The following is a 20,721-nucleotide window of genomic DNA, read 5'->3' as shown; positions in this document are numbered from 1 at the left end:
TCGAGGAGGTCATGGCTCCGTTGATCGCGGCGTACGCGAAGGTACGCGAGCCTCTGCTTCACCTGCCGAACTACGCGGTGCCGACCTTCGCCGAACGCCTGGAGCGCCACGGCAGGGAGCCAGGGTTCGGGGCGGTGCTGGCCTTCGCCCCCGAGGGCCGGCCAGTGGGCTACGCGTACGGAAACACCGTGGAGAGCGGTGACCGCTGGTGGACGAGGATGGGCGAAGTCGACGCCGGATTCAGCGGCTCCCCGGCTCTGGCCCTCAAGGAGATCGGCGTGACGGTGCCCTACCGGGGGACCGGCCTGGCACGGCGCATCCACGACGAACTGCTCGCCGGACGCAGTGAGACCTACGTGTCACTCATGGTCAATGCGGCAGCGGGCGACGGAAAGGTCCAGCGCGTCTACGAGTCATGGGGATACCAGGTGATCGGCATGAGCCAACCGTCCCCCGAGTCACCCCTGCTCTCCGCGATGATCAGGAAGATCGCTACGCCTGAGGAGGAGGTCCGCTAGGGCGGTCGCTCACGTGTCGCTGGCGTCGCCGCCGTCTATGACGGTCAGCTCGGCGCCCTTCCGTGCGTACGGGTCGGGGGTCGCGGCGGGGATGTTCTGTACGGCCTGGCCCTGCGCGGCACCGTTGCCGTTGAACGCGAAGTCGGGGCGAATGCGCCAATCACGGCCGTCGGGGTAGATGAATCCGGCCTCGGCGAGCTGCCGCAGGGACCGTGAGACGGACGACTGGGACATGCCCACCTGCTCGGCGAATTTGACCTGGCTCTCCACGCGGACGAGACCGTGGTCCTTCCGGTTCTGAAGGGCGCACATCTTGTGGAACAGCTTGTAGGACGCCCCGCTGAGGTCAGCCTCGGCGAGGGCGTTGTGTGCGTCGTATCCCATCGTGGTGAACCCACCTCCCCGGAACCAGAGCCCGTGTGCGGCTCCGACCGACGAGTGGACAGTGAGGTCCTGCACCTCGCCAGTGGTCCGGTTGACCGTCTCGATCTTGGTCACTCGTCGGGCCGCACGCACAGGGTACCTCCGGGGCTATATCCGAGACCTACGCCGATCACCCATTCTGGCATCGCCTCAAGCTCCACAGGATGCTTTCTATTCAAATCTGCATAGTCAGGAGTCGGGGTCGCAACGCGACTCCGGCATTCACGCAGGTCGAGGCCTCGCCCTGGTCGCCCCGTCTTAAGTAGGTAAGCGCAACCCGCCGTACGGGGACCCCGGCGCTCGGAGGCACCGCCTCGCCCCAGGCGCCTGACCGCCGCCGCGGCGGCGGTCACGGCAACGAGGAAGCGTGGCCGGGGTCGGTGGGTGGTTGCTGGAGACACACGTGGCGGACGACCGTCCGGCTTTCCCGCCACCGTGGCGCGCTTTCGTGGGCCGAGGTCACAGCAGGCCCCCGGCGGCTCTGCCGATCGATCTGCTGCGGGCCCTGCCCTCCGATGCGCCGAACCTGCCGGGCCGGCGGGGCGCGGGGTCCACGCCCGGCCCGGTCGTGGCCTCGGAGCGGCGCAGGAAGATGCGGCAGCACGCGGAGTCCGGCTGCACGCTGGTCATCAGGAGCTGGCGGCCGTACAGGGCGACGTCCCGACGGGGGCGACCCGCGCTAGTTGTCGAACCAGACGACGAGCCGCACGTACCGGGGGCCGTGCACGTCGGCGAGGGCCTTCATGGTCGCCCAGACCGGGTCCCACTCGCCGAACTCGTGCACGGCCTCCCGGCGCGTCATGCGCGCTACTCGCATGATCTTGCCCTCCTGCCTCCACGCGTCGCGCGCGTCGACGGTCAGTGCGGGCTCGTCCCAGTCGACGGCGGCCAGCTCCTCCCACCCGATCCACGACGCGCTGTGGTAGAGGGTGGGGTCGCTCTCGTACCCGCTCCGGACTTCATCGGTCACGTCGGGCGGCAGCCCGCGCTGTTCGGCCAGAGGCCGGAAGCCGGCGTAGTTGCGGACACCGAACAGACAGCCGAAGGCGTCGTAGCTCCGTCCGCCGTACAGCAGGAACAGGTCGATGGCGGCAAACCAGCTCGAATCCTCCTCGTCGATGGTGCCGTACGTGACCCGACACTCGATGAATCCGTGGATGTCCGCTCCCATGACGACGGATCCTCGCTGGCTGTCAGTGCGTCGGGCTACTGGATTCCCGCCGCTCCCGCCCCCAGGCCGCCAGCGGTTCGAGGGCCTCGTCGAGGCGGCGGCCGGATGTGGTCAGGGCGTACTCGACGCGGGGCGGGACCTCGTCGTAGGAGACGCGGTCGACGATGCCGTCCGCCTCCATCTCGCGCAGGTGGGAGGCGAGGACCTTCTCCGTGATGCCCGGGATCAGGCGGCGGAGTTCGCCGAAGCGGCGGTGCGGGTGTTCGTGGAGGGCCCAGAGGATGAGGACCTTCCACTTGCCGCCGATCACCTCCATCGCGGTGTCGATCCCGCAGACGTGCCCGTCGGGCGTACCCGGTCGGTTCAGTGTCGTCATGCCCCCACCCCTCCTGAGCTCCTCACTCACCTCAGGGTAACCACCCACTTGAAAGTGGGTACTTGAGCAGGTCAGAGGCCCGTCGCAGCCTTTGGGCATGACACAGAACAGCACGCAGGCGTCCCCCGTCACCCTCCTCGGGCTCGGTGCCATGGGTACCGCCCTCGCCCGCACCTGGCTCGCCGCCGGGTATCCGCTCACCGTCTGGAACCGCACCCCCGCCCGCGCGGAGGCGCTCGCCGCCGAGGGGGCGAAGGCCGCGGACAGCGCGGCCGCGGCCGTCGCGGCGAGCGGCCTCGTCGTGATCTGCCTGCTCGACGACGCCTCCGTCGGGACCGCCCTGGACGGCGTCGACCTGGCCGGCAAGGACCTCGTCAACCTCACCACCACGACCCCCGCCCAGGCGCGGGCCCGGGCCGCGTGGGCCGAGGAGCGGGGCGCCCGTTACCTGGACGGCGGCATCATGGCCGTCCCGCCGATGATCGGTGTCCCGGAGGCCGGCGGTTACGTCTTCTACAGCGGCTCCCGGGAGCTGTTCGAGCTCCACCGGGAGGCCCTGGCCGTACCCGTCGGCACGAAGTACGTCGGCGAGGACGCCGGATTCGCCGCCCTGCACGACGTGGCCCTGCTCAGCGGCATGTACGGGATGTTCGCCGGGGCGGCGCACGCCTTCGCGCTGATCCGCCGGGAGGACATCGATCCCGTGGCGTTCGCCCCGCTGCTCGCCGACTGGCTCGCCGCCATGGCCCAGGGCGTCCACGGGACCGCCGCCCGGCTGAAGAGTCAGGACTACACCAGCGGCGTGGTCTCCCACCTCGCCATGCAAGTCGCCGGCACGCCGACGTTCCTGGCCACGGCCGAGGGTCAGGGCGTCAGCCCGGAACTGATCCGGCCCTACTTCGAGCTGATGCGCCGCCGGCTCGACGCGGGCAGCGGCGAGGAGGACCTGACGGGTGTGGTCGACCTGCTGTTGGACCGAGGTGCCGCCCGGATCTCCGCATAGGTGCCGCTTCGATCGCGCAGCCGTCGGTCCACGGGGCGATTCCGGCCGCCTTCAGGCCATCGCGTTCACTGGGAGTTGTACGCCTTGACGCTCACCGCAGGGCCGTCCGAGTATCTGGCCACTGCCCGCTCCGCTTCACCGGTGACCTTGAGCACCACAGCGCCTTGAGCCGGGACGTGTACCAATCCACCGACGGCGGTGGCAGAGACGACCTGCTGGGTTTCGCCCTTGGCCGGCTGGTCGTAGACGATGTAGGCGACGCGCACGGAGACGGCGAAGGGGTCGGGGTTCTTCACGCGGACGGCCACGAAACGGCTGAACTTGCTGACGGCGTTTCCGGCGTCGTCGAGTGGCTGGACGGTGACAGGGTGGATGTTGGCCCGTTCCCGGGCGGTGGCCAGGTGGCGGACAGTGACGCGGACATCGTGCACCTGATGCCGCCCAGTCCCCGTGAAGCGCAGGATGTCGAAGCTCGACCCGTACGTCGCCACCAAGCGGCCGCTGTCACTTCCGTAAACCGTTCGTATCCGTACGTCCGGCAAGGGGCGGTTCTGCCGGTCGAGGGCGGTGAACGCCAGGACAGGGACGACCGAGCGGGTGTCGCTGTTGTTGATTTCCAGCATCTGATCGATGTGGTTGTAGTCGTTCTTCGGGCGATACGTGAACGTCAGCACGTTCGCGGCTACCTCGGCGGAGGACGCGACCGCCGGACCGGCGGAGGATTCGGTCGCGCTCGCCGTCGCCGACTGCCGGGGAGGGCCGCTCCCATCCCGGGTTCCGCCGTGCGCGGTGTCGCACCCGGCGAGCAGCATCATCGCCACTCCCGCCCAGACTCCTGCCGTAACGCGTCCTCGCCCCACTCCGGCCTCCCCGACCGCGGATCTGCACTCTCCACCCCTGCGGAGCGTCGCCGGAGCTTAGCCGAGCCAACCCCTCCTCTCCGCCGGTCCTTTCGTGCGAGACTCTGCGGCGATCGTTCCCCCAGGCGATCCGTTTTTCCCCATGAGGCACATGAGGCAAGCGGAAGGATCGCGACACACGTGAAGAAGATTGTCGTGGGCATGACCCTCGGGTCGGCGCTCACCGCACTCCTCGCCGCGGGGCTCACCCCCGCCGCCGCGCAGGAAGCCCGGGACGTCGCACCGGCGGGCGCGAACGCGCACCGGACCGACGACCGGCCCGGACCTCTCACGAAGCAGCGCACCAAGCTGCGCGAGCAGGCGATCGACCTGGTCGCCAAGGGCAAGGCCAAGGCGAACGGCAAGGGCGTCGTCGAGGTCGCGCCCGGCAAGTTCGCCGAGACGAAGACCACCACCGCCACCCGCCAGGAGAAGATCTTCACGATCCTCTCCGAGTTCGGCGACCAGGGCTCCGGCAAGCTCGGCACCGTCCCCGGCCCGCTGCACAACCGGATACCCCGGCCGGACCGCAGCACCGACAACTCCAACGCCTGGACCGCGGACTTCTCCAAGGCCCACTACGAGGAACTCTTCAACGGCTCCGGCGAGTCCATGAAGACCTTCTACGAGGGCCTGTCCAGCGGCCAGTACTCGGTGACCAACACCGTCGAGGACTGGGTCAAGGTCCCCGGCAACGCCTCCACCTACGGCGACAACGCCGTCGAGGACACGGGCGGCTCCTGGGCCTTCATCCAGGACACCGGCGACGCCTGGTGGAACGCCCGGCTCGCGGCCGGCGAGTCGCCCGCCGAGATCGACGCGTACCTCGCCCAGTTCGACGTCTGGGACCGCAACGACTGGGACCACGACGGCAACTTCGACGAGCCCGACGGCTACATCGACCACTTCCAGGCCGTGCACGCCGGCATGGGCGAGGACGCCGGCGGCGGCGCGCAGGGCGAGGACGCCATCTGGTCCCACCGCTGGTACGTGAACGGCGACGACTACGGCCTCACCGGCCCCGCCGTCTCCGGCGCCCAGAACAAGCAGGGCGGCGCCCGCATCGGCCAGTCCAGGTACTGGCTCGGCGACTACACCACCGAGGGCGAGAACGGCGGACTCGGCGTCTTCTGCCACGAGTTCGGCCACGACCTCGGCCTGCCGGACTTCTACGACACCGACGGCGGCGAGAACTCCACCGCCTTCTGGACCCTCATGAGCTCCGGCTCCTGGCTCGGCCACGGCGCCGCCGCCAACGAGGGCATCGGCACCCATCCGGGCCTCATGGGCGCCGAGGAGAAGCTCTTCCTCGGCTGGCTGGACCACGCCGACGCGCCGCTCGGCGCCACCGGCTCGTACACCCTGAGCCCGGCCGCGCTCCAGGTCGCCGGCAAGGAGCAGGCCGTCCGCGTCGCGCTCCCGGACAAGACGAGCAGCACCACCTACGCCACGCCCACCTCGGGCACGCACGCCTGGTGGACCGGCTCGGCCGACGGCCTCAACCAGTCCCTCACCCGCTCCGTGCCGGCCGCGCCGCGCGTCACGGTCAAGGCGAGCGCCTGGTACGAGATCGAGGCCGACTTCGACTACCTCTTCGCCGAGTACTCCCTCGACGACGGCGCCACCTGGGCCCGCGCGGGCACGTCCGTCTCCGGCTCCTCCGGCGGCAAGTGGACGACGCTGCGGTTCACGTACGACTCCGCCGGCAAGCCGTCCCTCTTCCGGTTCCGCTACCAGAGCGACGGCGGCGTGCACTTCGCCGGCGCGTTCCTGGACGACATCACGCTGACCTCCGGCGGGACGAACCTGGCGTCGGACGACGTCGAGCAGGGCGTCGGCGGCTGGACCGCGCAGGGCCGCTGGAAGATCTCCACCGGCACCGAGACGGCCACCTCCCCGCGGTTCTACCTCGTGGAGAACCGCGAGTACGTCGGCTCCGACGCGCTCCTCGCCCAGGGCCCGTACCAGTTCAGCAAGGGCATCACGGCGCCCGACTGGGTCGAGTTCTTCAAGTTCCAGAACGGCATGCTGGTCTGGTACGTCGACCGCTCCTTCGACGACAACAACGTCAGCAACCACCCCGGTGGCGGCTCGGCGATGGCCGTCGACGCCCGCCCGGCCCCGTTCCGGTACGCCGACGGGACCGCGCCCAGCAACCGGCGCCAGCCCTTCGACGCGACCTTCGGCCTCGAGGCCACCGACGCGACCTGCCTCCACAAGGAGGTCCTGGTGGGCAAGGGCGGCAACAAGACGGTCGAGACGCTGGCGGCCTGCGCCCCCTCCGTCCCGGGCATCCCGGTCTTCGACGACACCGACCCGAACGCGTACTACGACACGACGGCCCCGCAGGCCAGCGTGAAGGTCGCCGGCCACGGCGTGCGCGTCACGGTCACCGGTGACGCCGGCGACGACCTGACGATCAGCGTCGCCAACCCGGCCGCGCACTGATCCGCACGAACGAGAAGAAGAGGGCGGTACGGGGCTTCCCGTACCGCCCTCCGCGCGTTTCCGGGGCCCGTCAGGCCTCCCGCACCGCCCGCGCCAGTTCCGCCAGGAACTCCACCACGCCCGGCGGGCCCGCCACCGAGAGGTCCGCGCGGCCGGCCAGCTCCGGGACCTCCGTGGAGCCGCTGCACACCAGGACGCCCGGAGTGCCGTCGGAGCGGAGCTTCTCGACCGCCGCGAAGGCCGGCAGGTCGCCCAGGTCGTCACCCGCGTAGAGCACGGACCCGGCGCCCACCTCCCGTACGTACTCCGCAAGGGCGACGCCCTTGTCCATGCCCGGGGGCCGCAGCTCCAGGACCATGCGGCCCGGCTCCAGGACGAGACCGTGGGCGACGGCCAGGTCGCCGAGCGGGCCCTTGAGGGCCTCGAAGGCGCTCTCGGGTTCGAGGGCGCGGCGGGTGTGGACGGCGACCGCGCGGCCCTTCTCCTCGATCCACACGCCCGGCCAGGCACCGGCCCGGTCGAGGAAGCCGGGGAGCTCGGCGCGGACGGAGGCGACGCCCGGGTGCGGGGCGGCGGCCCGCACGGTGCCGGTGACGGCGTCCCAGCGTTCGGCGCCGTAGTGGCCGAGGACGACGAGGTGCTCAAGACCGGGGACGCCGGCGAAGCCGCCGTAACGGACGGCGACCCCCGCGGGGCGGCCGGTCACGACGGCGATCGAGGCGACCTGGGGGGCGAGGGCGGCGAGGGCGGGCACGGCACCCGGGTGGGCGCGGGCCTGCTCGGGGTCGGGGACGATCTCGGCGAGGGTGCCGTCGAAGTCGAGGGCGACGACGGCCTTCTCGGGCCGCGCGAGAAGCGCGGCCAGGCCGTCGCGGCCGGCGGAATGGGGTCTCCCCTGCTCGAACAGGGTTGAGAGTTTGGGGAAGGTCGGGTGCGGGAGGCTGCTGACCATGCTTCCGACCCTACCGACCCATGAGGGTCACGTCAGCGTGGCCGGAGTCACTGGCCGGAGTCACCCTTCGCGGCGGCGCTGCTTCTCCTCGCGGACCCGGCGCAGCCGGTTGACCGTGACGGGGTCGTGGGCGAGGGCGCGCGGGTCGTCGAGGAGGGCGTTGAGGAGCTGGTAGTAGCGGGTCGGGGAGAGCCCGAGCCGCTCGCGGACGGCCCGCTCCTTGGCACCGGGACCGGGCCAGGAGCGGCGCTCGACGGCGAGGAGCGCCTGCTCGCGCTCCCCGAGCCCGGCCTCGTCGTCTGTTCCCTCGCCGATGGTCATACGAACAACCTATTACTCGGCTGTCCGCACGGCCGACCTACTCGGCGTTCTCCAGCGCGGTCGCCTCCCGGCCGATCCGGCCGAGGACGTCGGCCGGCCTGCCGCCGGGGGCGACGGCCTTGCCGATGTTCTGCTTGACGTTCTCGCTGACCTTGGCCCAGGAGGTCTTGCCGACCGGCGGGAGCTGGGAGTCGGGCAGGACTTCGAGGAAGACGCGCAGGTTGGCGTGGGCGGGGTCGGTCTCCATACGGGTGGAGGCGGTGACGGTGACCGGCAGCAGATCGTTGTCCCCGGCGAACTTCAGGACGTTCTCGTCGCTGAAGACGAAGTTGAGGAAGTCCCCGATCTCCTTGTGGTGGCCGTTCTGCCTGAAGCCCATGATCCAGTCGGCGACGCCCATGGAGGTCTTGGGCGTGCCTTCGGCGCCGGGCAGGGGGACCTGGCCGACCTGGACGCCCTTCTTCGCGGCCTCCTTGAGGAGCGAGGGGTGGCCGTTGAGCATGCCGACCTCGCCGTTCGCGAAGGCGGCGAAGGCGGCCTTGCGGTTGAGCCTGCCGGGGGCGACCGGGCCGGTGAGGTCCTTGCCGACCAGGTTGCTGCGGAGCCACTCGAAGGTGCGGACGTTGGCCTCGGAGTCGACGGCGTAGCGGTCGGTCGCGTCGGTCCAGCCGCCGCCGCCGCTGAGCAGCCACATGAGGGCCTCGGCCTGGGCCTCCTCGGGGCCGAGCGGCAGGGCGAAGGGGGTGGTGACGCCCTTGGCCTTGAGCTTCTCGGCGGCCTCGACGAGCTCGTCCCAGGTGGTGGGGGCCTTGGCGCCGGCCTCGCGGAAGAGGGCCTTGTTGTAGAAGAGCGGCCGGGTGGAGGCGACGAACGGCATGCCGTACTGGGTGCGCTTGTACTCGCCGGCGGCGGCGAGCGAGCCCTGGAAGTTGGCCTGGACGGGGATGGAGAGGAGCTCGTCGGCGGCGTAGAGCTGTCCGGCGGCCGCGTAGTCGGCGTAGGCGCCGATCTGCGCGATGTCGGGGGCCTGGCCGGCCTTGACCATCTCGGCGACCTTGCGGTCGACGTCGTCCCAGGACAGGACCTGGACCTCGACCTTGACCCCGGGGTGCTTCGCCTCGAAGGCGGCGACGAGGTCGGCCCAGTACTTCTTGGTGGTGTCGCCACCCGTGAGGTCGTAGTCGGCGGCGACCAGCTTCAGGGTCACGTCGCCGGAGTCACCGCCGAGGGTGCCGCAGCCGGCGACCGTCGTGGCCAGTCCGAGGGCGGCGGCGGCCGCGGTCAGTCCAAGGAATCGTCGCCGCTCCACGGCTTCATCCACCTTTTGCTCGTCGTTGAGCTGTCGTCCATCTGCACTGAGCTGCGTGTTTGCACTTCTCAGGGCCGTAAGTGTGCCTCGCCCCCGGGCATGAGGTCTACACCACTCAGGTATCACTTCCGCAACTGCGACGGGACCATGGACCCATGGCCGGCCCCGAATTTGTATCCGAGCGCAACAATCCTGCCCAGTGGACTAGACCTGTTAGGACCTCGCGCGCCAGAATGTCCCCCGTGAGACACGTCATCGCCCTGGATGTGGGCGGCACCGGTATGAAGGCCGCCCTCGTCGGGGCGGACGGCACCCTGCTGCACGAGGCCCGCCGCGCCACCGGGCGCGAACGCGGCCCCGAGGCCGTGGTGGAGACGATCCTCGGCTTCGCCGAAGACCTCCGCGCCCTCGGCCAGGAGCGCTACGGAGAGCCCGCCGCCGCGGCCGGAGTCGCCGTCCCCGGCATCGTCGACGCCGAGAACGGCATCGCCGTCTACGCCGCCAACCTCGGCTGGCGCGACGTTCCCATGCGCGAACTCCTCAGCCGCCGGCTCGACGGCGTCCCCGTCGCCCTCGGCCACGACGTCCGCACCGGCGGCCTCGCCGAAGGCCGGATCGGCGCGGGCAACGGCGCCGACCGCTTCCTCTTCGTGCCCCTCGGCACCGGCATCGCCGGAGCCATCGGCATCGGCGACCGCATCGAGGCCGGCGCCCACGGCTACGCCGGCGAGATCGGCCACATCGTCGTCCGCCCCGGCGGCACCGAATGCGGCTGCGGCCAGCGCGGCTGCCTGGAGCGGTACGCCTCCGCCTCCGCCGTCTCCCTCGCCTGGGCCGAGGCCGGCGGCGACCCGGAGGCGGACGCCGCCGACTGCGCCAAGGCCGTCGAGTCCGGCGACCCCACGGCCGTACGGGTCTGGCAGGAGGCCGTCGACGCCCTCGCCGACGGGCTCGTCACCGCGCTCACCCTCCTCGACCCCCGCACGCTCATCATCGGTGGCGGTCTCGCCGAGGCCGGGGAAACCTTGTTCACACCCCTCCGGGCCGCCGTGGAGGAACGCGTCACGTTCCAGAAGCTGCCCGCCATCGTCCCGGCGGCCCTCGGGGACACCGCCGGATGCCTGGGCGCGGGCCTCCTCGCCTGGGACCTTCTCTCCCTCGACTCGGAGGTTTCCGCCTGATGGCCGATCACAAGGTTCTCGCCGGCGCGCACGTCGTGCTGCCCACCGGAACGGTCGAGAACGGACGCGTGATCGTCGACGGCGACCGCATCGCGGGCTCCTCCCCCGAGAACGCCCCCACCATCGACCTCACCGGCCACTGGCTCGTCCCCGGCTTCGTCGACATGCACAACCACGGCGGCGGCGGCGCGTCCTTCACCTCCGGCACCGTCGACGAGGTCCTCAAGGGCGTCCACACCCACCGCCTGCACGGCACCACCACCGTCGTCGCCTCCTTCGTCACCGGCGACATGGACTTCCTCGGCCGGCGCGCGGGCCTGCTCTCCGAGCTCGCCGAGCAGGGCGAGATCGCCGGCCTCCACTTCGAGGGCCCGTTCATCTCCCCCTGCCGCAAGGGCGCCCACGACGAGACGCTGCTCCGCGACCCCGACCCCGCCGAGGTCCGCAAGCTGATCGACGCCGCCCGCGGCCAGGCCAAGATGGTCACCCTCGCCACCGAGCTGCCCGGCGGCCTCGACTCCGTCCGCCTGCTCACCGAGCACGGAGTGATCGCCGCCATCGGCCACACCGACGCCACGTACGAGCAGACGCAGGCGGCCATCGACGCGGGCGCCACCGTCGCCACCCACCTCTACAACGCGATGCCCGCGCTCGGCCACCGCTCCCCCGGCCCGATCGCCGCGCTCCTGGAGGACGAGCGGATCACCGTCGAGCTCATCAACGACGGCACCCACCTCCACCCCGCCGCCCTGGAGCTCGCCTTCCACCACGCGGGGCCCGAGCGCGTCGCCTTCATCACCGACGCCATGGACGCCGCCGGCTTCGGCGACGGCCGCTACATGCTCGGCCCCCTGGCCGTCGACGTGAAGGACAGCGTCGCCCGGCTCGTCGAGGGCGGCTCCATCGCCGGCTCCACCCTCACCCTGGACCGCGCCTTCCAGCGCGCCGCCACCATCGACGGGCTCCCCGTCGAGTCGGTCGTCCAGGCCATCTCCGCCAACCCGGCCCGCCTGCTCGGCGTGTACGACCGGGTGGGCTCCCTGGAACCCGGCAAGGACGCCGACATCGTGGTCCTCGACGCCGAGTTCCACCTGAAGGGCGTCATGCGCAAGGGCGAGTGGATCGTCGACCCGACGGCGGACAAGGCCGCCTGATCAGGTGTCACTCCGGAAGGCGGTTGGCCGTGGGTCTGGGCCAACCGCCTTTCCTTTGGCATGATCGGTGCCCGTCGGAACGAGCGTTCCACAGGACTTCACACGGAGTACGGGGGGTGGACGGGTCTTGATCCTCACGGTCACCCTCAACACGGCACTGGACCTGACCTACCGGGTCCCCGCCCTCACCCCGCACGCCTCCCACCGCGTCACCCAGGTCATCGAGCGGCCGGGCGGCAAGGGACTCAACGTCGCCCGCGTCCTCGCCGCCCTCGGGTACGAGACGGTCGCCACCGGCTTCGCGGGCGGCGCGACGGGCGCGACGCTGCGGGACCTGCTCGCGTCGACGCCGGTCCGCGACGAGCTCGTCGAGACCACAGGACCCACCCGCCGCACGGTCGCCGTCGTCGACACCGCGAGCGGGGACACCACCCAGCTCAACGAACCCGGCCCGAACGTCACCGCCGCGGAATGGGCCGCCTTCCGCACCCGCTTCACGGAGCTCCTCGACGGAGCCCGGGCGGTCGCCCTCTGCGGCAGCCTCCCGCCGGGCATCCATGTCGGCGCGTACGCGGAACTCGTCCGCCTCGCCCGGGCGGCCGGCGTCCCCGTCCTCCTGGACACCAGCGGCGAACCCCTCCGCCGGGGCATCGCCGCCCGCCCCGACCTCGTCAAGCCGAACGCCGAGGAACTCGCCCAGCTCACCGGCTCCCGCGAACCCCACCGGGCCACCCGCGACGCCCGCCGCCGCGGCGCCCACGCGGTGATCTCCTCCCTCGGCCCCGAGGGCATGCTCGCCGCCACCCCGGAGGGCCTGTGGCGCGCGGCCCCGCCGGCCGCGGTGCGGGGCAACCCCACGGGCGCCGGCGACTCCGCCGTCGCCGGCCTCCTCTCGGGCCTGGTCGACGAGGCCCCCTGGCCCGACCGCCTCACCCGCGCGGTCGCCCTCTCGGCGGCCACGGTCCTCTCCCCGGTCGCCGGTGAGTACGACCCCACGGCGTACGAGGAACTGCTGACGCGGGTGAAGGTGACGGAGCACCCGTTCTCCCCGTAACCCACCGCGCGCCGCTGTCAGCAGCGCGCGGCGGGACGACACCTCAGGCGATGCGCCCCAGGGTCACGCACCTGTCGGCGACCCACCCCTTCCTCCCCTGGTAGTTGAGGGGGGTCCAGGTGTTGTACGAGGCGCCCCCGCTGGCGCACTGGTAGTAACCACCCGTCACCCGTCCGGTGCACGTGGCCGTCCAGCACGGGACCTTCCCGGAGGGCGAAATGCGGGCGATCAGGGCGGAGTTCGTCGAGGCCGATGCTCGAATGTTCCAGGAGACCTTCCCGTACGCCCCTGCTACATCAGCAAACGCCGAGGAAGTTGTCGCGGCAAACAAACTGACTGCCAGCACACCAACCGACGCGATCTTTCCCATGGCACGCACCTTCGGGCCTCCTCAATCGCCGTCCGTCCCTCGCGGTCACTGAGGGACGGAACTCATCCGAAGATCATCTTATGAAACGTCTTCGGTCGGGTTGAGCAGCGTTCAGGTCGTGTCGGAGAAAGCGAACGAGCCCTCCTACTGGCCCGGTGTGACTTCCAGCCAGTCGAGCAGCACGTTGCACTGGTTGCCCTGCTCACACGAGATCTTGATCTCGTTGTCGCCCTTCTGGAGCTCGACCGGCGCCCAGGTGGTCTGCCAGTTCTTCTCCAGGTTCGGGTCCGAGGAACCGATGAAGTTCTTCAGTCCGATCGGCTGGCTGTTCGCCTTGCCGTTGACCGTCAGGGTGGCGTTGGCGTCCACCGCAGGGATGGCGTAGCGGACGGTCAGGCGGTACTTGCCCGCCGTCGGCATGTTCGCCTTCCAGGTCACGGAGGCGCCGGGTGCGTTGAAGCCCGAGACGTACACGCCGCCGGCACCCTCGGCACCCTTGACGGCCTGCTCCGTGGTCGCCGACCCGCCCAGCGTCAGCGTCGCCGCGTCCTGCTTCGGGAGCTCGTCCGGGGTCTTGTCGGCGCTCGGCTCGGTGCTCGGCGTCTGCGAGGCCTGGGACGGCGCGGTCGACGGGGTGTTCCCGCCGGCCTTGTCGTCCTTGTCCTTCTCGTTGCCCGAGTTGGAGATCACCGCGGCCGTGATGCCGATCACGACGACCGCCACCACGGCGACCGCACCGATCAGGAGGCCCTTGGTGTTGGGCCCGCGGCCGGAGCCGCCGCGCTGGGGCGGGATCGTGCGGGTCTGCGGCTGGGCGCCGTACGTCTCCGGCGCGGCGTACTGCGCCTGCGGCCTGCCGTACGCGGCCTGCTGCTGCGGCGGCACATACGGCTGCTGCTGCTGGTGGCCGTACTGACGCTCGCCGACCGTTCTGACCTGGTTGTACGAGGTCCGGGGCACGCCCGGCTGCGCGGGGGCGGGGCCGGGGTAGCCGTAGCCGCCGCCCTGCGGGGGACGGGCACCCGCCGCCTGGCCGTCCTCGTAGAGGTAGCCGAAAGGATCGTCGTCCTCGGGCTTGTTCGCGCCGTCGTTACCGGCAGCCATCCGGGTCATCCTCTCCATGCTCGCCAGCCGTCGCCGACCGGCCGAGCCTACCCCGAACGGACCAGCGCGCGACTCAGCCCGCCCGCCGGTGGACCTTCGCGCGGGAGCGTTTCTCCACGTACATCCGCTGGTCCGCCGAGTTCAGGACCTCTTCCACGGTCATCCCGCACTCGGCCCAACCGATGCCGAAACTCGCCCCGACACGAACCGCCCGGCCGTCCACCCGGATCGGCGGAATGATCGCGTTGCGCAGGCGTACGGCCAGGTCGGCGGCGTCGGCGGCACCCAGGCCGTCGGCGAGGACGACGAACTCGTCCCCGCCGAGCCGGGCGACGGTGTCACCGTCCCGCACACCGGTGGTGAGCCGGCGCGCGACCTCGATGAGGACGGCGTCGCCGGTGTGGTGCCCGAAGCGGTCGTTGATCGACTTGAAGCCGTCGAGATCGCAGAAGAGGACCGCGAGCCCCTTGGTCCCGTCGTCGACCTCGCCCCCGGTGGGCGCCACGATGTGCACATGGTGGTCGTACGGGCCGCCGCCCGCCGGCTCGAAACCGAAACCGTGCTCGTGCTCGTGCTCGTACGGCTGGGGCTGCACCTCGTACCCGGAGTCGTGCCCGGGCTCGTAGGCGGCGCCGTCGTGGCCCGTGCCGTAGCCGCCGTCCCGCTGGGAGTCGTACACCCCGTACGCGGCCTCGTCCCCCGGCGCCGACGGGCGCTCGCAGAGCCGGGCCGAGAGCCGGGAGCGCAGCTCGGCGCTGTTGGGGAGGCCGGTGAGGGCGTCGTGCGAGGCCCGGTGGGCGAGCTGGAGCTCGTGCCGCTTGCGCTCCTCGATGTCCTCGACGTGGGTGAGGAGGAAGCGGGGCCCGTCGGCGGTGTCGGCGACCACCGAGTTCCGGAGGGAGACCCAGACGTACGTGCCGTCCCGGCGCCCGAGCCGCAGCTCGGCCCGGCCGCCCTCGGCGGAGGTCCGGAGCAGGGTGCCGATGTCCTCGGGGTGGACGAGGTCGGCGAAGGAGTAGCGCCGCATCACGGAGGCGGGGCGGCCGAGGAGCCGGCACAGGGCGTCGTTGGTGCGCAGGAGGCGGCCGTGCTGGTCGCCGCCCATCTCGGCGATGGCCATGCCGGAGGGGGCGTACTCGAAGGCCTGCCGGAAGGACTCCTCGGAGGCCCGCAGGGCCTGCTGCTCGCGCTCCAGGCGGACCAGGGCGCGCTGCATGTTGGAGCGGAGCCGGGCGTTGCTGATGGCGATCGCGGACTGCGAGGCGTACATCTGGAGCGCTTCCTGGCCCCAGGGGCCGGGGTGCCGGCCGTTGCGCGGGCGGTCGACGGATATGACGCCGAGGAGCTCACGGCCGGAGCCGGAGGCGTACATCGGGGCGTAGAGCCGGTCGTGCGGGTGCCACTCGTCCTCGAAGCGGGGCGCGGGCCCGTCGGTGTGCCACTGGGGGACGTCGTCCTCCATGAGGACCCAGCCCTCGGTGTGCGGGATGAACCGCAGGTCGCCCCAGGAGACTCCCATGGACAGGCGCCGCTCCCAGGAGGAGCGGGAGCCGACACGGCCGGTGATCAGGGCCTCCGCGGCGGAGCTTCCGGCGAAGGCGGCGACGACGAGGTCACCGTCGGGGCGGACGAGGTTGACGCAGGCCAGCTCGTAGTTGAGACCGGCGACCACACCGTCGGCGACGGTCTGCAGGGTGTCCGCCAGGCTGCGGGCAGTATTGAGGTCCGCCACGACCTGATGCAGCTGCCGCAGGGTCGAGAGACGGACGTAAGGCTCCGACTCGGTCTCCATCGCTCGCTCTCCCCGAGACCTCGACAGCAACTCCAGGGTTCTCATCGGCTTCGTGTTGCACTGTCACCGCCACTGAATCACAGCGAGCTGCGCCCCAGGTACACAGGGTCAACAAATACCGCCCTCTGTGACTCAAGTCACAGCAGATGATGGCGGGTCGCACCAGCTGCCCGCATATGACAGGACCTAGGTCCGTCGGGGGTGCGGGTCTGGTCCCCCGGCCCGATGCGAGGCGCGGAGGGCCGGGACTAGCGTGCAGACGTGCTCCAGAAGACCCCAGCCTCGCCCCCCGTGTCCGATCTGGCCATCCCTCATGCTGAGGGGGTGAGCAACGACGAGTTCCGGGCGGCGATGTCCCGCCTCGCGGCGGGCGTGGTCCTGGTGACCGCGCACGATCCCGACGACGGCCCGCGCGGCGAGGACGTCGGCATGACGGCCACCGCCTTCATGTCGGTCTCCCTCGACCCGCCCCTGGTCCTCGTCAGCCTCCGCAACGGCTCCCGCATGGACGACCTGCTCACCGACGTCCCGGTGTGGGCGGTGTCGGTCCTCGCCGAGGACCAGCGGCACATCGCCGGGCGCTTCGCCATGAAGAACCGCGTCAGCGACCGTCTCCTCTTCGCCGACCTGCCGTACACGCGCGGCAAGGAGAGCGGCGCCCCGCTCATGGACGGCGCGCTGTCGGTCCTGGAGTGCCGCACGGAGAGCCGGGTCGCGGCCGGCGACCACACGCTCGTGGTGGGCCGGGTCCTGACGGTCGGCCTTCCCTCGTCCGGCGGCGGACCCCTCACGTACTTCCAGGGGAAGTACCGGCACCTGTCGTAAATGGTGGTGCGCGCGGGGCACCTCACCGGCCAGACTCGCGCGATGACCGAGGCGACCGAGAAGACCGAGAAGATCACCCGCATCAACCCCGAGCAGCTGCACGAGACTCCCGGCTACCACCACATCACGGTGGTCGAGTCGGGCCGCACGGCCTACCTGGCGGGGCAGTGCCCCCTGGACCGGAACGGCGCACTGGTCGGCCCCGGCTCCTTCGAGGCGCAGGTCGACCAGGTGGTCGCGAACGCCCTCACCGCCCTGGCAGCGGTGAACGCCCGGCCCCACCACGTGGTCCGGTCGGTGATCTACGTACGGAGCGACGACAGGGACGCCCTGGGAGCGGTGTGGAGCCGCCTCACGGCCTCCCCCCTGGGCCCGGCGTTCACCACGGCCAGCACCCTCCTGGGAGTCGCCCAACTGGGCTTCTCGGACCAGCTCGTCGAGCTGGACCTCACCGCGACCCTGCCCGGCTGAGGCCCCTCTCCGAACGCCACACGCCCCCACCGAGTCGCGCATCCACGTGCGCCTCGCAGTGCCTCCAGCTCGGCTTCCGGAGGGCTATGCGTCCGAGCACCGGGCGGGCCTGATGTTGTCGACCGCCGTGGTCCAGGTGATGCCGGTGGCCGGCTGCACATAGGCGATACGCAGGAGCCGTCCGCCGTGCCACTCGTGGAGGACGGCGGTCAGCACCCCTTCACCCCCGCTCGCGATATCGCGAACCCTCCCACGAAGAAGGGGGTGCTCCTCCTCGCCTTCGACGCCCAGGGCAGTCACTCGGGCTCATCGCGGGAGCTGTCGCACCACCGGTCGAGGAACTTCTGCCACCCGGCCTCGGCACGGGCGCGGAGAGCCGGACTCAAGCCCTCCGGCGGTACGGGAACACCATGCCGCGCTTCGTCAGCATCCGTCGCTTCCATGGCAAGGACCTTAAGCGCAAACCACTTAAAGCGGCAAGCGCTTAAGGCTTCGCTTCCCGTCATGAGCGAGGAAGTAGGGTCGCTGACAACAGTGAGCCGGAGGTAGGAACATGTCGGGCGATGCATGGATCAGCGAGACCGCGCCGTACCTGGCCCCGCGCAAGCCTGGTCAGAGCGACGCATGGACCGACGAGGCCGCTCGCCGTGGGCACCGCGGCGGCCAACGACTCCTCCACGCAGGCCTGGTGGACGCCCCGGACCCCGTCCGCGCTGCCCTCCGGTTGCCTGCCACCGAGCATGTGGTCGTCCGGCGCCGACTGATCCTGCTCGACGACCAGCCCGTGGAACTCGCCGATTCCTACTACCCCGTCGCCATCGCCGGAGACACGCCCCTGGCGGAGCCGCGCAAGGTGCCCGGCGGCGCCGTCACGCTGCTCAAGGAGCTGGGGTACACCGGCGCCGAGGTCGTGGAGGACGTGAGCGCCGCCCTCTCCACCGCGGAGGAGCGGGAGCAATTGGGCCTCCCTGAAGGCAGTGCCGTCCTCCGACTGCTCCGCCTGACCCTGACCGGCGACGGGACGCCGATGGAGGCCTCCGTGATGACCATGCCGGCCGACAGGCACCTCACCTATCGGCTCGGGAAGCAGGACGCGTGATGGCGAAGGAGTTCAAGGATCCGAGATCACCGCACCAGAAGATCGCGGCGGATCTTCGACGGCAGATCACCCGCGGAGACCTCCCTCCGGGAAGCAAACTGGGCTCGACGGCCGAGCTGATGGAGCAGTACGGCGGCGTGGCCAACACGACCGTCCAGAAGGCCCTCCAGGCACTGAAGGCCGAGGGGCTCCTGGAAGGACTGCCGGGCAAGGGGGTGTACGTCCGACAGCACGCGCAGCGGTCGATCGAGCCGGCCGCGTACATGAGGCCCGCCGGTCCGGACGACCCCTATCCGTGGGTATCCGAAGCCGCGAAGCGGGAGCAGGTCGGCAGGGTTCAGCTCCTCGCCGTCGAGGTCGTCGTCCCGCCGGAGGAAGTCGCCGAAGCCCTGCACCTGGAGGATGGCGAGCGTGCCGTGCTCCGCAAGCAGATCCTCTTCCTGGACGAGGAGCCGACGGAACTCACGAGGTCGTACTACCCGCTGAGCCTGGTCGAGGGCACGGCCGTGCTGGACAAGAAGCGGATCCGAGGTGGCACACCGGCGCTGCTCGATTCGATGGGCTTCCCTCCGCGCGAGTTCGTGGACGAACTGTCGTCCGAGATCCCGACGGAGGAGGAGGTCGTGGCGCTGGAGCTCCCGAAGGACATGCCGGTGCTGGTGGCCTTCCGCGTGGTCTACTCCGACGCCCGGCGTCCGATCGAGGTCACGTTGATGACGAAGGCGGCACACCGCTACCGGATGCGCTACAGGCTGCCAGTGACCTGAGAACATCTTCGCTGGGCCTTCGTCGGCCGGATACCGTGGCGGCATGGCGGAGATCCTGCGGCATCCTCGACCCGGATTCACGTGGGACTGGTGGGCGGTCGACGCCGAGGGGTTCCTCGTACAGTTCAGCCACGGTCCCGCCCCCGTACCGCTGCTGGCGCATCTGGACCGTGTCGACGCCGCAGCCGCCTGGGCCGAGGAGAACCACCCCATGTGGTTCGGCGATGATCCCCTGCCGCCGCTCCATGCCTTCGACTGCGGCGGAGAGTCGCCCACGTACACCCGGCGCGGTGTACCCGACTCGCCGTTGCGGTTGTCCGACGCGCCGGCGGCCATCGCGGACGTTGCGGCGCTGGTCCATCTGAAACGCGCGGTGGGAGACGCCTGGACGATCCGTCTCGACGAGGGGTGGGTCTAGGGCCTGTGTGACGTTGTGATCAGTTGCTGGGTTCTGTCCTCTCCGTGGGGTGGAACCCGGTAGGACATTGGTCGTGACGCGCAGGCAACTCACCGATGCTCAGTGGAAGTTCATCGAGCCCTACCTGCCGATCGGCAGGTTCGGCCCGTACCCGGAACGACTGCGGGAACAGTTGGAAGGGGTGATCTGGCGGTTCCGGTCCAGCGCACAGTGGCGCGAGATGCCCTCCGAGTTCGGCCCATGGCCCACCGTCTACGGGCGCTTCAGGGTCTGGCGGGACGCCGGCGTCTTCTCCGCCCTGCTCGAAGGCCTGATCGCCGAGGCGGCCCGCGCGGGGAGAACGGACTTGTCGCTGGTCAGCGTGGACTCCACCACGGTCCGCGCCCACCACGACGCCGCCGGGATGCGTATCGGCAAGGACCTCATGGAGGCCCTGGAAGAGGCTGCACGCGAGCAGGAGGAGGCCCGGCAAAAGGGGGCGGTCCGGAGGAACAGAACGGACACGCCGAGCGTCGACGCGTCCGACGCCGACGCAAGCTCCGCCTCAAGGAAGCCCTGCTCGGCAGATCCCGGGGCGGGTTGACCAGCAAGGTCCATCTCGCCGCGGACCGCAAATGCCGTCCGCTCGCGTTCGTCCTGACCGCCGGGCAGGCCGCTGACAGCCCGCAGTTCATCCCCGTGCTGGGCAGGGTGCGGGTCCGTCTGCCCGTCGGCCGCCCCCGCACCAGGCCCGGCGCGGTCGCCGCGGACAAGGCCTACTCATCCCGCGGCAACCGCGCCTACCTGCGCAAACGCAACATCAAGGCGGTCATCCCGGAGAAGAAGGACCAGGCCGCCAACCGGAAGAAGAAGGGCGCGAGGGGTGGCCGACCCGTCGGCCACGATGCCGATCTCTACAAGGAACGGAACACCGTCGAGCGGCTGATCAACAAGCTGAAGGCCTGGCGCGGGATCGCCACCCGCTACGACAAATCACCCGAGAGCTACCTCGCCGGCCTCCACCTCCGCGCCGCGATGATCTGGATCGACGACCTCCTGAAGACCGCCAACTGATCGCAACGTCACA

At 70.8% G+C, this 20,721-nt stretch carries 21 protein-coding genes and 1 pseudogene; 12 read left to right on the top strand and 10 right to left on the bottom strand.

Translation table 11 applies throughout. From position 1 onward, the window contains the following. Positions 1-11 precede the first annotated feature (11 nt). Complete coding sequence (locus AB5J54_RS22135; RefSeq protein ID WP_369149422.1) at positions 12-518, top strand: GNAT family N-acetyltransferase; 507 nt, start codon at positions 12-14, stop codon at positions 516-518. 9 nt (positions 519-527) lie between these two features. Here AB5J54_RS22135 and AB5J54_RS22130 read toward each other — a convergent pair whose 3' ends face one another. The 3 genes from AB5J54_RS22130 to AB5J54_RS22120 form a co-directional block, all read right to left on the bottom strand. Further along, positions 528-902: an ArsR family transcriptional regulator gene (locus tag AB5J54_RS22130; RefSeq protein WP_369145636.1), complete on the bottom strand. Its 375-nt coding sequence runs from the start codon at positions 900-902 to the stop codon at positions 528-530. A gap of 718 nt (positions 903-1,620) precedes the next feature. After that, the gene (locus tag AB5J54_RS22125) at positions 1,621-2,112 is read right to left on the bottom strand and encodes a hypothetical protein (protein ID WP_369145635.1); all 492 of its coding nucleotides are present in this window, start codon (positions 2,110-2,112) and stop codon (positions 1,621-1,623) included. A gap of 22 nt (positions 2,113-2,134) precedes the next feature. Next, positions 2,135-2,488, bottom strand: a complete 354-nt coding sequence (locus AB5J54_RS22120) for a winged helix-turn-helix transcriptional regulator (RefSeq protein WP_369145634.1) — start codon at positions 2,486-2,488, stop codon at positions 2,135-2,137. A 97-nt stretch (positions 2,489-2,585) separates the two neighbouring features. Between AB5J54_RS22120 and AB5J54_RS22115 the strand changes: the two genes are divergently transcribed. After that, the gene (locus AB5J54_RS22115; RefSeq protein ID WP_369145633.1) at positions 2,586-3,491 is read left to right on the top strand and encodes an NAD(P)-dependent oxidoreductase; all 906 of its coding nucleotides are present in this window, start codon (positions 2,586-2,588) and stop codon (positions 3,489-3,491) included. Positions 3,492-3,556: 65 nt separating this feature from the next. On the opposite strand, the gene AB5J54_RS22110 is transcribed toward AB5J54_RS22115, so the two are convergent. Beyond that, positions 3,557-4,312, bottom strand: coding sequence for a hypothetical protein (locus AB5J54_RS22110; RefSeq protein WP_369145632.1), 756 nt, complete (start codon positions 4,310-4,312; stop codon positions 3,557-3,559). 219 nt (positions 4,313-4,531) lie between these two features. Here AB5J54_RS22110 and AB5J54_RS22105 point away from each other — a divergent pair, with 219 nt between their 5' ends. Then, entirely contained in the window at positions 4,532-6,838 is a 2,307-nt protein-coding gene (locus AB5J54_RS22105) for an immune inhibitor A domain-containing protein (protein ID WP_369145631.1), read from the top strand. Between the two features lie 70 nt (positions 6,839-6,908). Here AB5J54_RS22105 and otsB read toward each other — a convergent pair whose 3' ends face one another. The 3 genes from otsB to AB5J54_RS22090 are packed head-to-tail and all read right to left on the bottom strand — an operon-like array spanning position 6,909 to position 9,432. Then, positions 6,909-7,790, bottom strand: coding sequence for a trehalose-phosphatase (otsB, locus tag AB5J54_RS22100; protein ID WP_369145630.1), 882 nt, complete (start codon positions 7,788-7,790; stop codon positions 6,909-6,911). 60 nt (positions 7,791-7,850) lie between these two features. Further along, positions 7,851-8,111 (bottom strand): DUF3263 domain-containing protein, encoded by a 261-nt coding sequence (locus AB5J54_RS22095; protein ID WP_369145629.1) that lies wholly within the window; start codon positions 8,109-8,111, stop codon positions 7,851-7,853. Between the two features lie 37 nt (positions 8,112-8,148). Continuing rightward, positions 8,149-9,432, bottom strand: a complete 1,284-nt coding sequence (locus AB5J54_RS22090; RefSeq protein ID WP_369145628.1) for an extracellular solute-binding protein — start codon at positions 9,430-9,432, stop codon at positions 8,149-8,151. 230 nt (positions 9,433-9,662) lie between these two features. Here AB5J54_RS22090 and AB5J54_RS22085 point away from each other — a divergent pair, with 230 nt between their 5' ends. The 3 genes from AB5J54_RS22085 (at position 9,663) to AB5J54_RS22075 (ending at position 12,809) form a co-directional block, all read left to right on the top strand. After that, positions 9,663-10,601 carry an ROK family protein gene (locus AB5J54_RS22085; protein WP_369145627.1) on the top strand — a complete coding sequence of 313 codons (939 nt, stop codon included), beginning with the start codon at positions 9,663-9,665 and terminating at the stop codon, positions 10,599-10,601. Continuing rightward, positions 10,601-11,755, top strand: coding sequence for an N-acetylglucosamine-6-phosphate deacetylase (gene nagA / locus AB5J54_RS22080; protein ID WP_369145626.1), 1,155 nt, complete (start codon positions 10,601-10,603; stop codon positions 11,753-11,755). Before AB5J54_RS22085 ends, nagA begins: the two co-directional genes overlap by 1 nt. A gap of 127 nt (positions 11,756-11,882) precedes the next feature. Further along, entirely contained in the window at positions 11,883-12,809 is a 927-nt protein-coding gene (locus AB5J54_RS22075) for a 1-phosphofructokinase family hexose kinase (protein ID WP_369145625.1), read from the top strand. 514 nt (positions 12,810-13,323) lie between these two features. Here AB5J54_RS22075 and AB5J54_RS22070 read toward each other — a convergent pair. Further along, entirely contained in the window at positions 13,324-14,283 is a 960-nt protein-coding gene (locus AB5J54_RS22070; protein WP_369145624.1) for a CBM35 domain-containing protein, read from the bottom strand. Positions 14,284-14,356: 73 nt separating this feature from the next. Next, positions 14,357-16,075: a diguanylate cyclase CdgB gene (gene cdgB, locus AB5J54_RS22065; RefSeq protein WP_369145623.1), complete on the bottom strand. Its 1,719-nt coding sequence runs from the start codon at positions 16,073-16,075 to the stop codon at positions 14,357-14,359. A 261-nt stretch (positions 16,076-16,336) separates the two neighbouring features. Here cdgB and AB5J54_RS22060 point away from each other — a divergent pair, with 261 nt between their 5' ends. Together AB5J54_RS22060 and AB5J54_RS22055 are read left to right on the top strand one after the other, a co-directional pair. Beyond that, entirely contained in the window at positions 16,337-16,900 is a 564-nt protein-coding gene (locus AB5J54_RS22060) for a flavin reductase family protein (protein ID WP_369145622.1), read from the top strand. Positions 16,901-16,942: 42 nt separating this feature from the next. Continuing rightward, a complete protein-coding gene (locus tag AB5J54_RS22055) occupies positions 16,943-17,371 on the top strand; it encodes a RidA family protein (protein WP_369145621.1) in 429 nt (142 codons plus the stop codon). Between the two features lie 84 nt (positions 17,372-17,455). On the opposite strand, the gene AB5J54_RS22050 is transcribed toward AB5J54_RS22055, so the two are convergent. Further along, positions 17,456-17,587 carry a hypothetical protein gene (locus tag AB5J54_RS22050; RefSeq protein ID WP_369145620.1) on the bottom strand — a complete coding sequence of 44 codons (132 nt, stop codon included), beginning with the start codon at positions 17,585-17,587 and terminating at the stop codon, positions 17,456-17,458. Positions 17,588-17,924: 337 nt separating this feature from the next. Between AB5J54_RS22050 and AB5J54_RS22045 the strand changes: the two genes are divergently transcribed. The 4 genes and pseudogenes from AB5J54_RS22045 (at position 17,925) to AB5J54_RS22030 (ending at position 20,708) form a co-directional block, all read left to right on the top strand. Further along, positions 17,925-18,470, top strand: a complete 546-nt coding sequence (locus AB5J54_RS22045) for a GntR family transcriptional regulator (protein ID WP_369145619.1) — start codon at positions 17,925-17,927, stop codon at positions 18,468-18,470. Then, positions 18,470-19,237: a GntR family transcriptional regulator gene (locus AB5J54_RS22040; RefSeq protein WP_369145618.1), complete on the top strand. Its 768-nt coding sequence runs from the start codon at positions 18,470-18,472 to the stop codon at positions 19,235-19,237. The genes AB5J54_RS22045 and AB5J54_RS22040 overlap by 1 nt, the downstream gene beginning before the upstream one ends. 43 nt (positions 19,238-19,280) lie before the next feature. Further along, complete coding sequence (locus tag AB5J54_RS22035; RefSeq protein ID WP_369145617.1) at positions 19,281-19,655, top strand: hypothetical protein; 375 nt, start codon at positions 19,281-19,283, stop codon at positions 19,653-19,655. A 73-nt stretch (positions 19,656-19,728) separates the two neighbouring features. Next, positions 19,729-20,708, top strand: a pseudogene (locus tag AB5J54_RS22030) (IS5 family transposase). Positions 20,709-20,721: the final 13 nt, after the last annotated feature.

This window comes from Streptomyces sp. R44 (assembly GCF_041053105.1).
Lineage (GTDB): Bacteria > Actinomycetota > Actinomycetes > Streptomycetales > Streptomycetaceae > Streptomyces.
Note: the sequence above shows the minus strand (reverse complement) of the source record. Positions and strands in the feature narration are given on the sequence as shown.

Coding starts and splice junctions, on each gene's coding strand:
- otsB (WP_369145630.1), bottom strand. CDS start 7,790: ATGGTCAGCAGCCTCCCGCACCCGACCTTCCCCAAACTCTCAACCCTG.
- AB5J54_RS22115 (WP_369145633.1), top strand. CDS start 2,586: ATGACACAGAACAGCACGCAGGCGTCCCCCGTCACCCTCCTCGGGCTC.
- AB5J54_RS22035 (WP_369145617.1), top strand. CDS start 19,281: ATGGCGGAGATCCTGCGGCATCCTCGACCCGGATTCACGTGGGACTGG.
- AB5J54_RS22135 (WP_369149422.1), top strand. CDS start 12: ATGGCTCCGTTGATCGCGGCGTACGCGAAGGTACGCGAGCCTCTGCTT.
- AB5J54_RS22095 (WP_369145629.1), bottom strand. CDS start 8,111: ATGACCATCGGCGAGGGAACAGACGACGAGGCCGGGCTCGGGGAGCGC.
- AB5J54_RS22070 (WP_369145624.1), bottom strand. CDS start 14,283: ATGGCTGCCGGTAACGACGGCGCGAACAAGCCCGAGGACGACGATCCT.
- AB5J54_RS22040 (WP_369145618.1), top strand. CDS start 18,470: ATGGCGAAGGAGTTCAAGGATCCGAGATCACCGCACCAGAAGATCGCG.
- cdgB (WP_369145623.1), bottom strand. CDS start 16,075: ATGGAGACCGAGTCGGAGCCTTACGTCCGTCTCTCGACCCTGCGGCAG.
- AB5J54_RS22055 (WP_369145621.1), top strand. CDS start 16,943: ATGACCGAGGCGACCGAGAAGACCGAGAAGATCACCCGCATCAACCCC.
- AB5J54_RS22125 (WP_369145635.1), bottom strand. CDS start 2,112: ATGGGAGCGGACATCCACGGATTCATCGAGTGTCGGGTCACGTACGGC.
- AB5J54_RS22120 (WP_369145634.1), bottom strand. CDS start 2,488: ATGACGACACTGAACCGACCGGGTACGCCCGACGGGCACGTCTGCGGG.
- nagA (WP_369145626.1), top strand. CDS start 10,601: ATGGCCGATCACAAGGTTCTCGCCGGCGCGCACGTCGTGCTGCCCACC.
- AB5J54_RS22045 (WP_369145619.1), top strand. CDS start 17,925: ATGTCGGGCGATGCATGGATCAGCGAGACCGCGCCGTACCTGGCCCCG.
- AB5J54_RS22130 (WP_369145636.1), bottom strand. CDS start 902: ATGGGATACGACGCACACAACGCCCTCGCCGAGGCTGACCTCAGCGGG.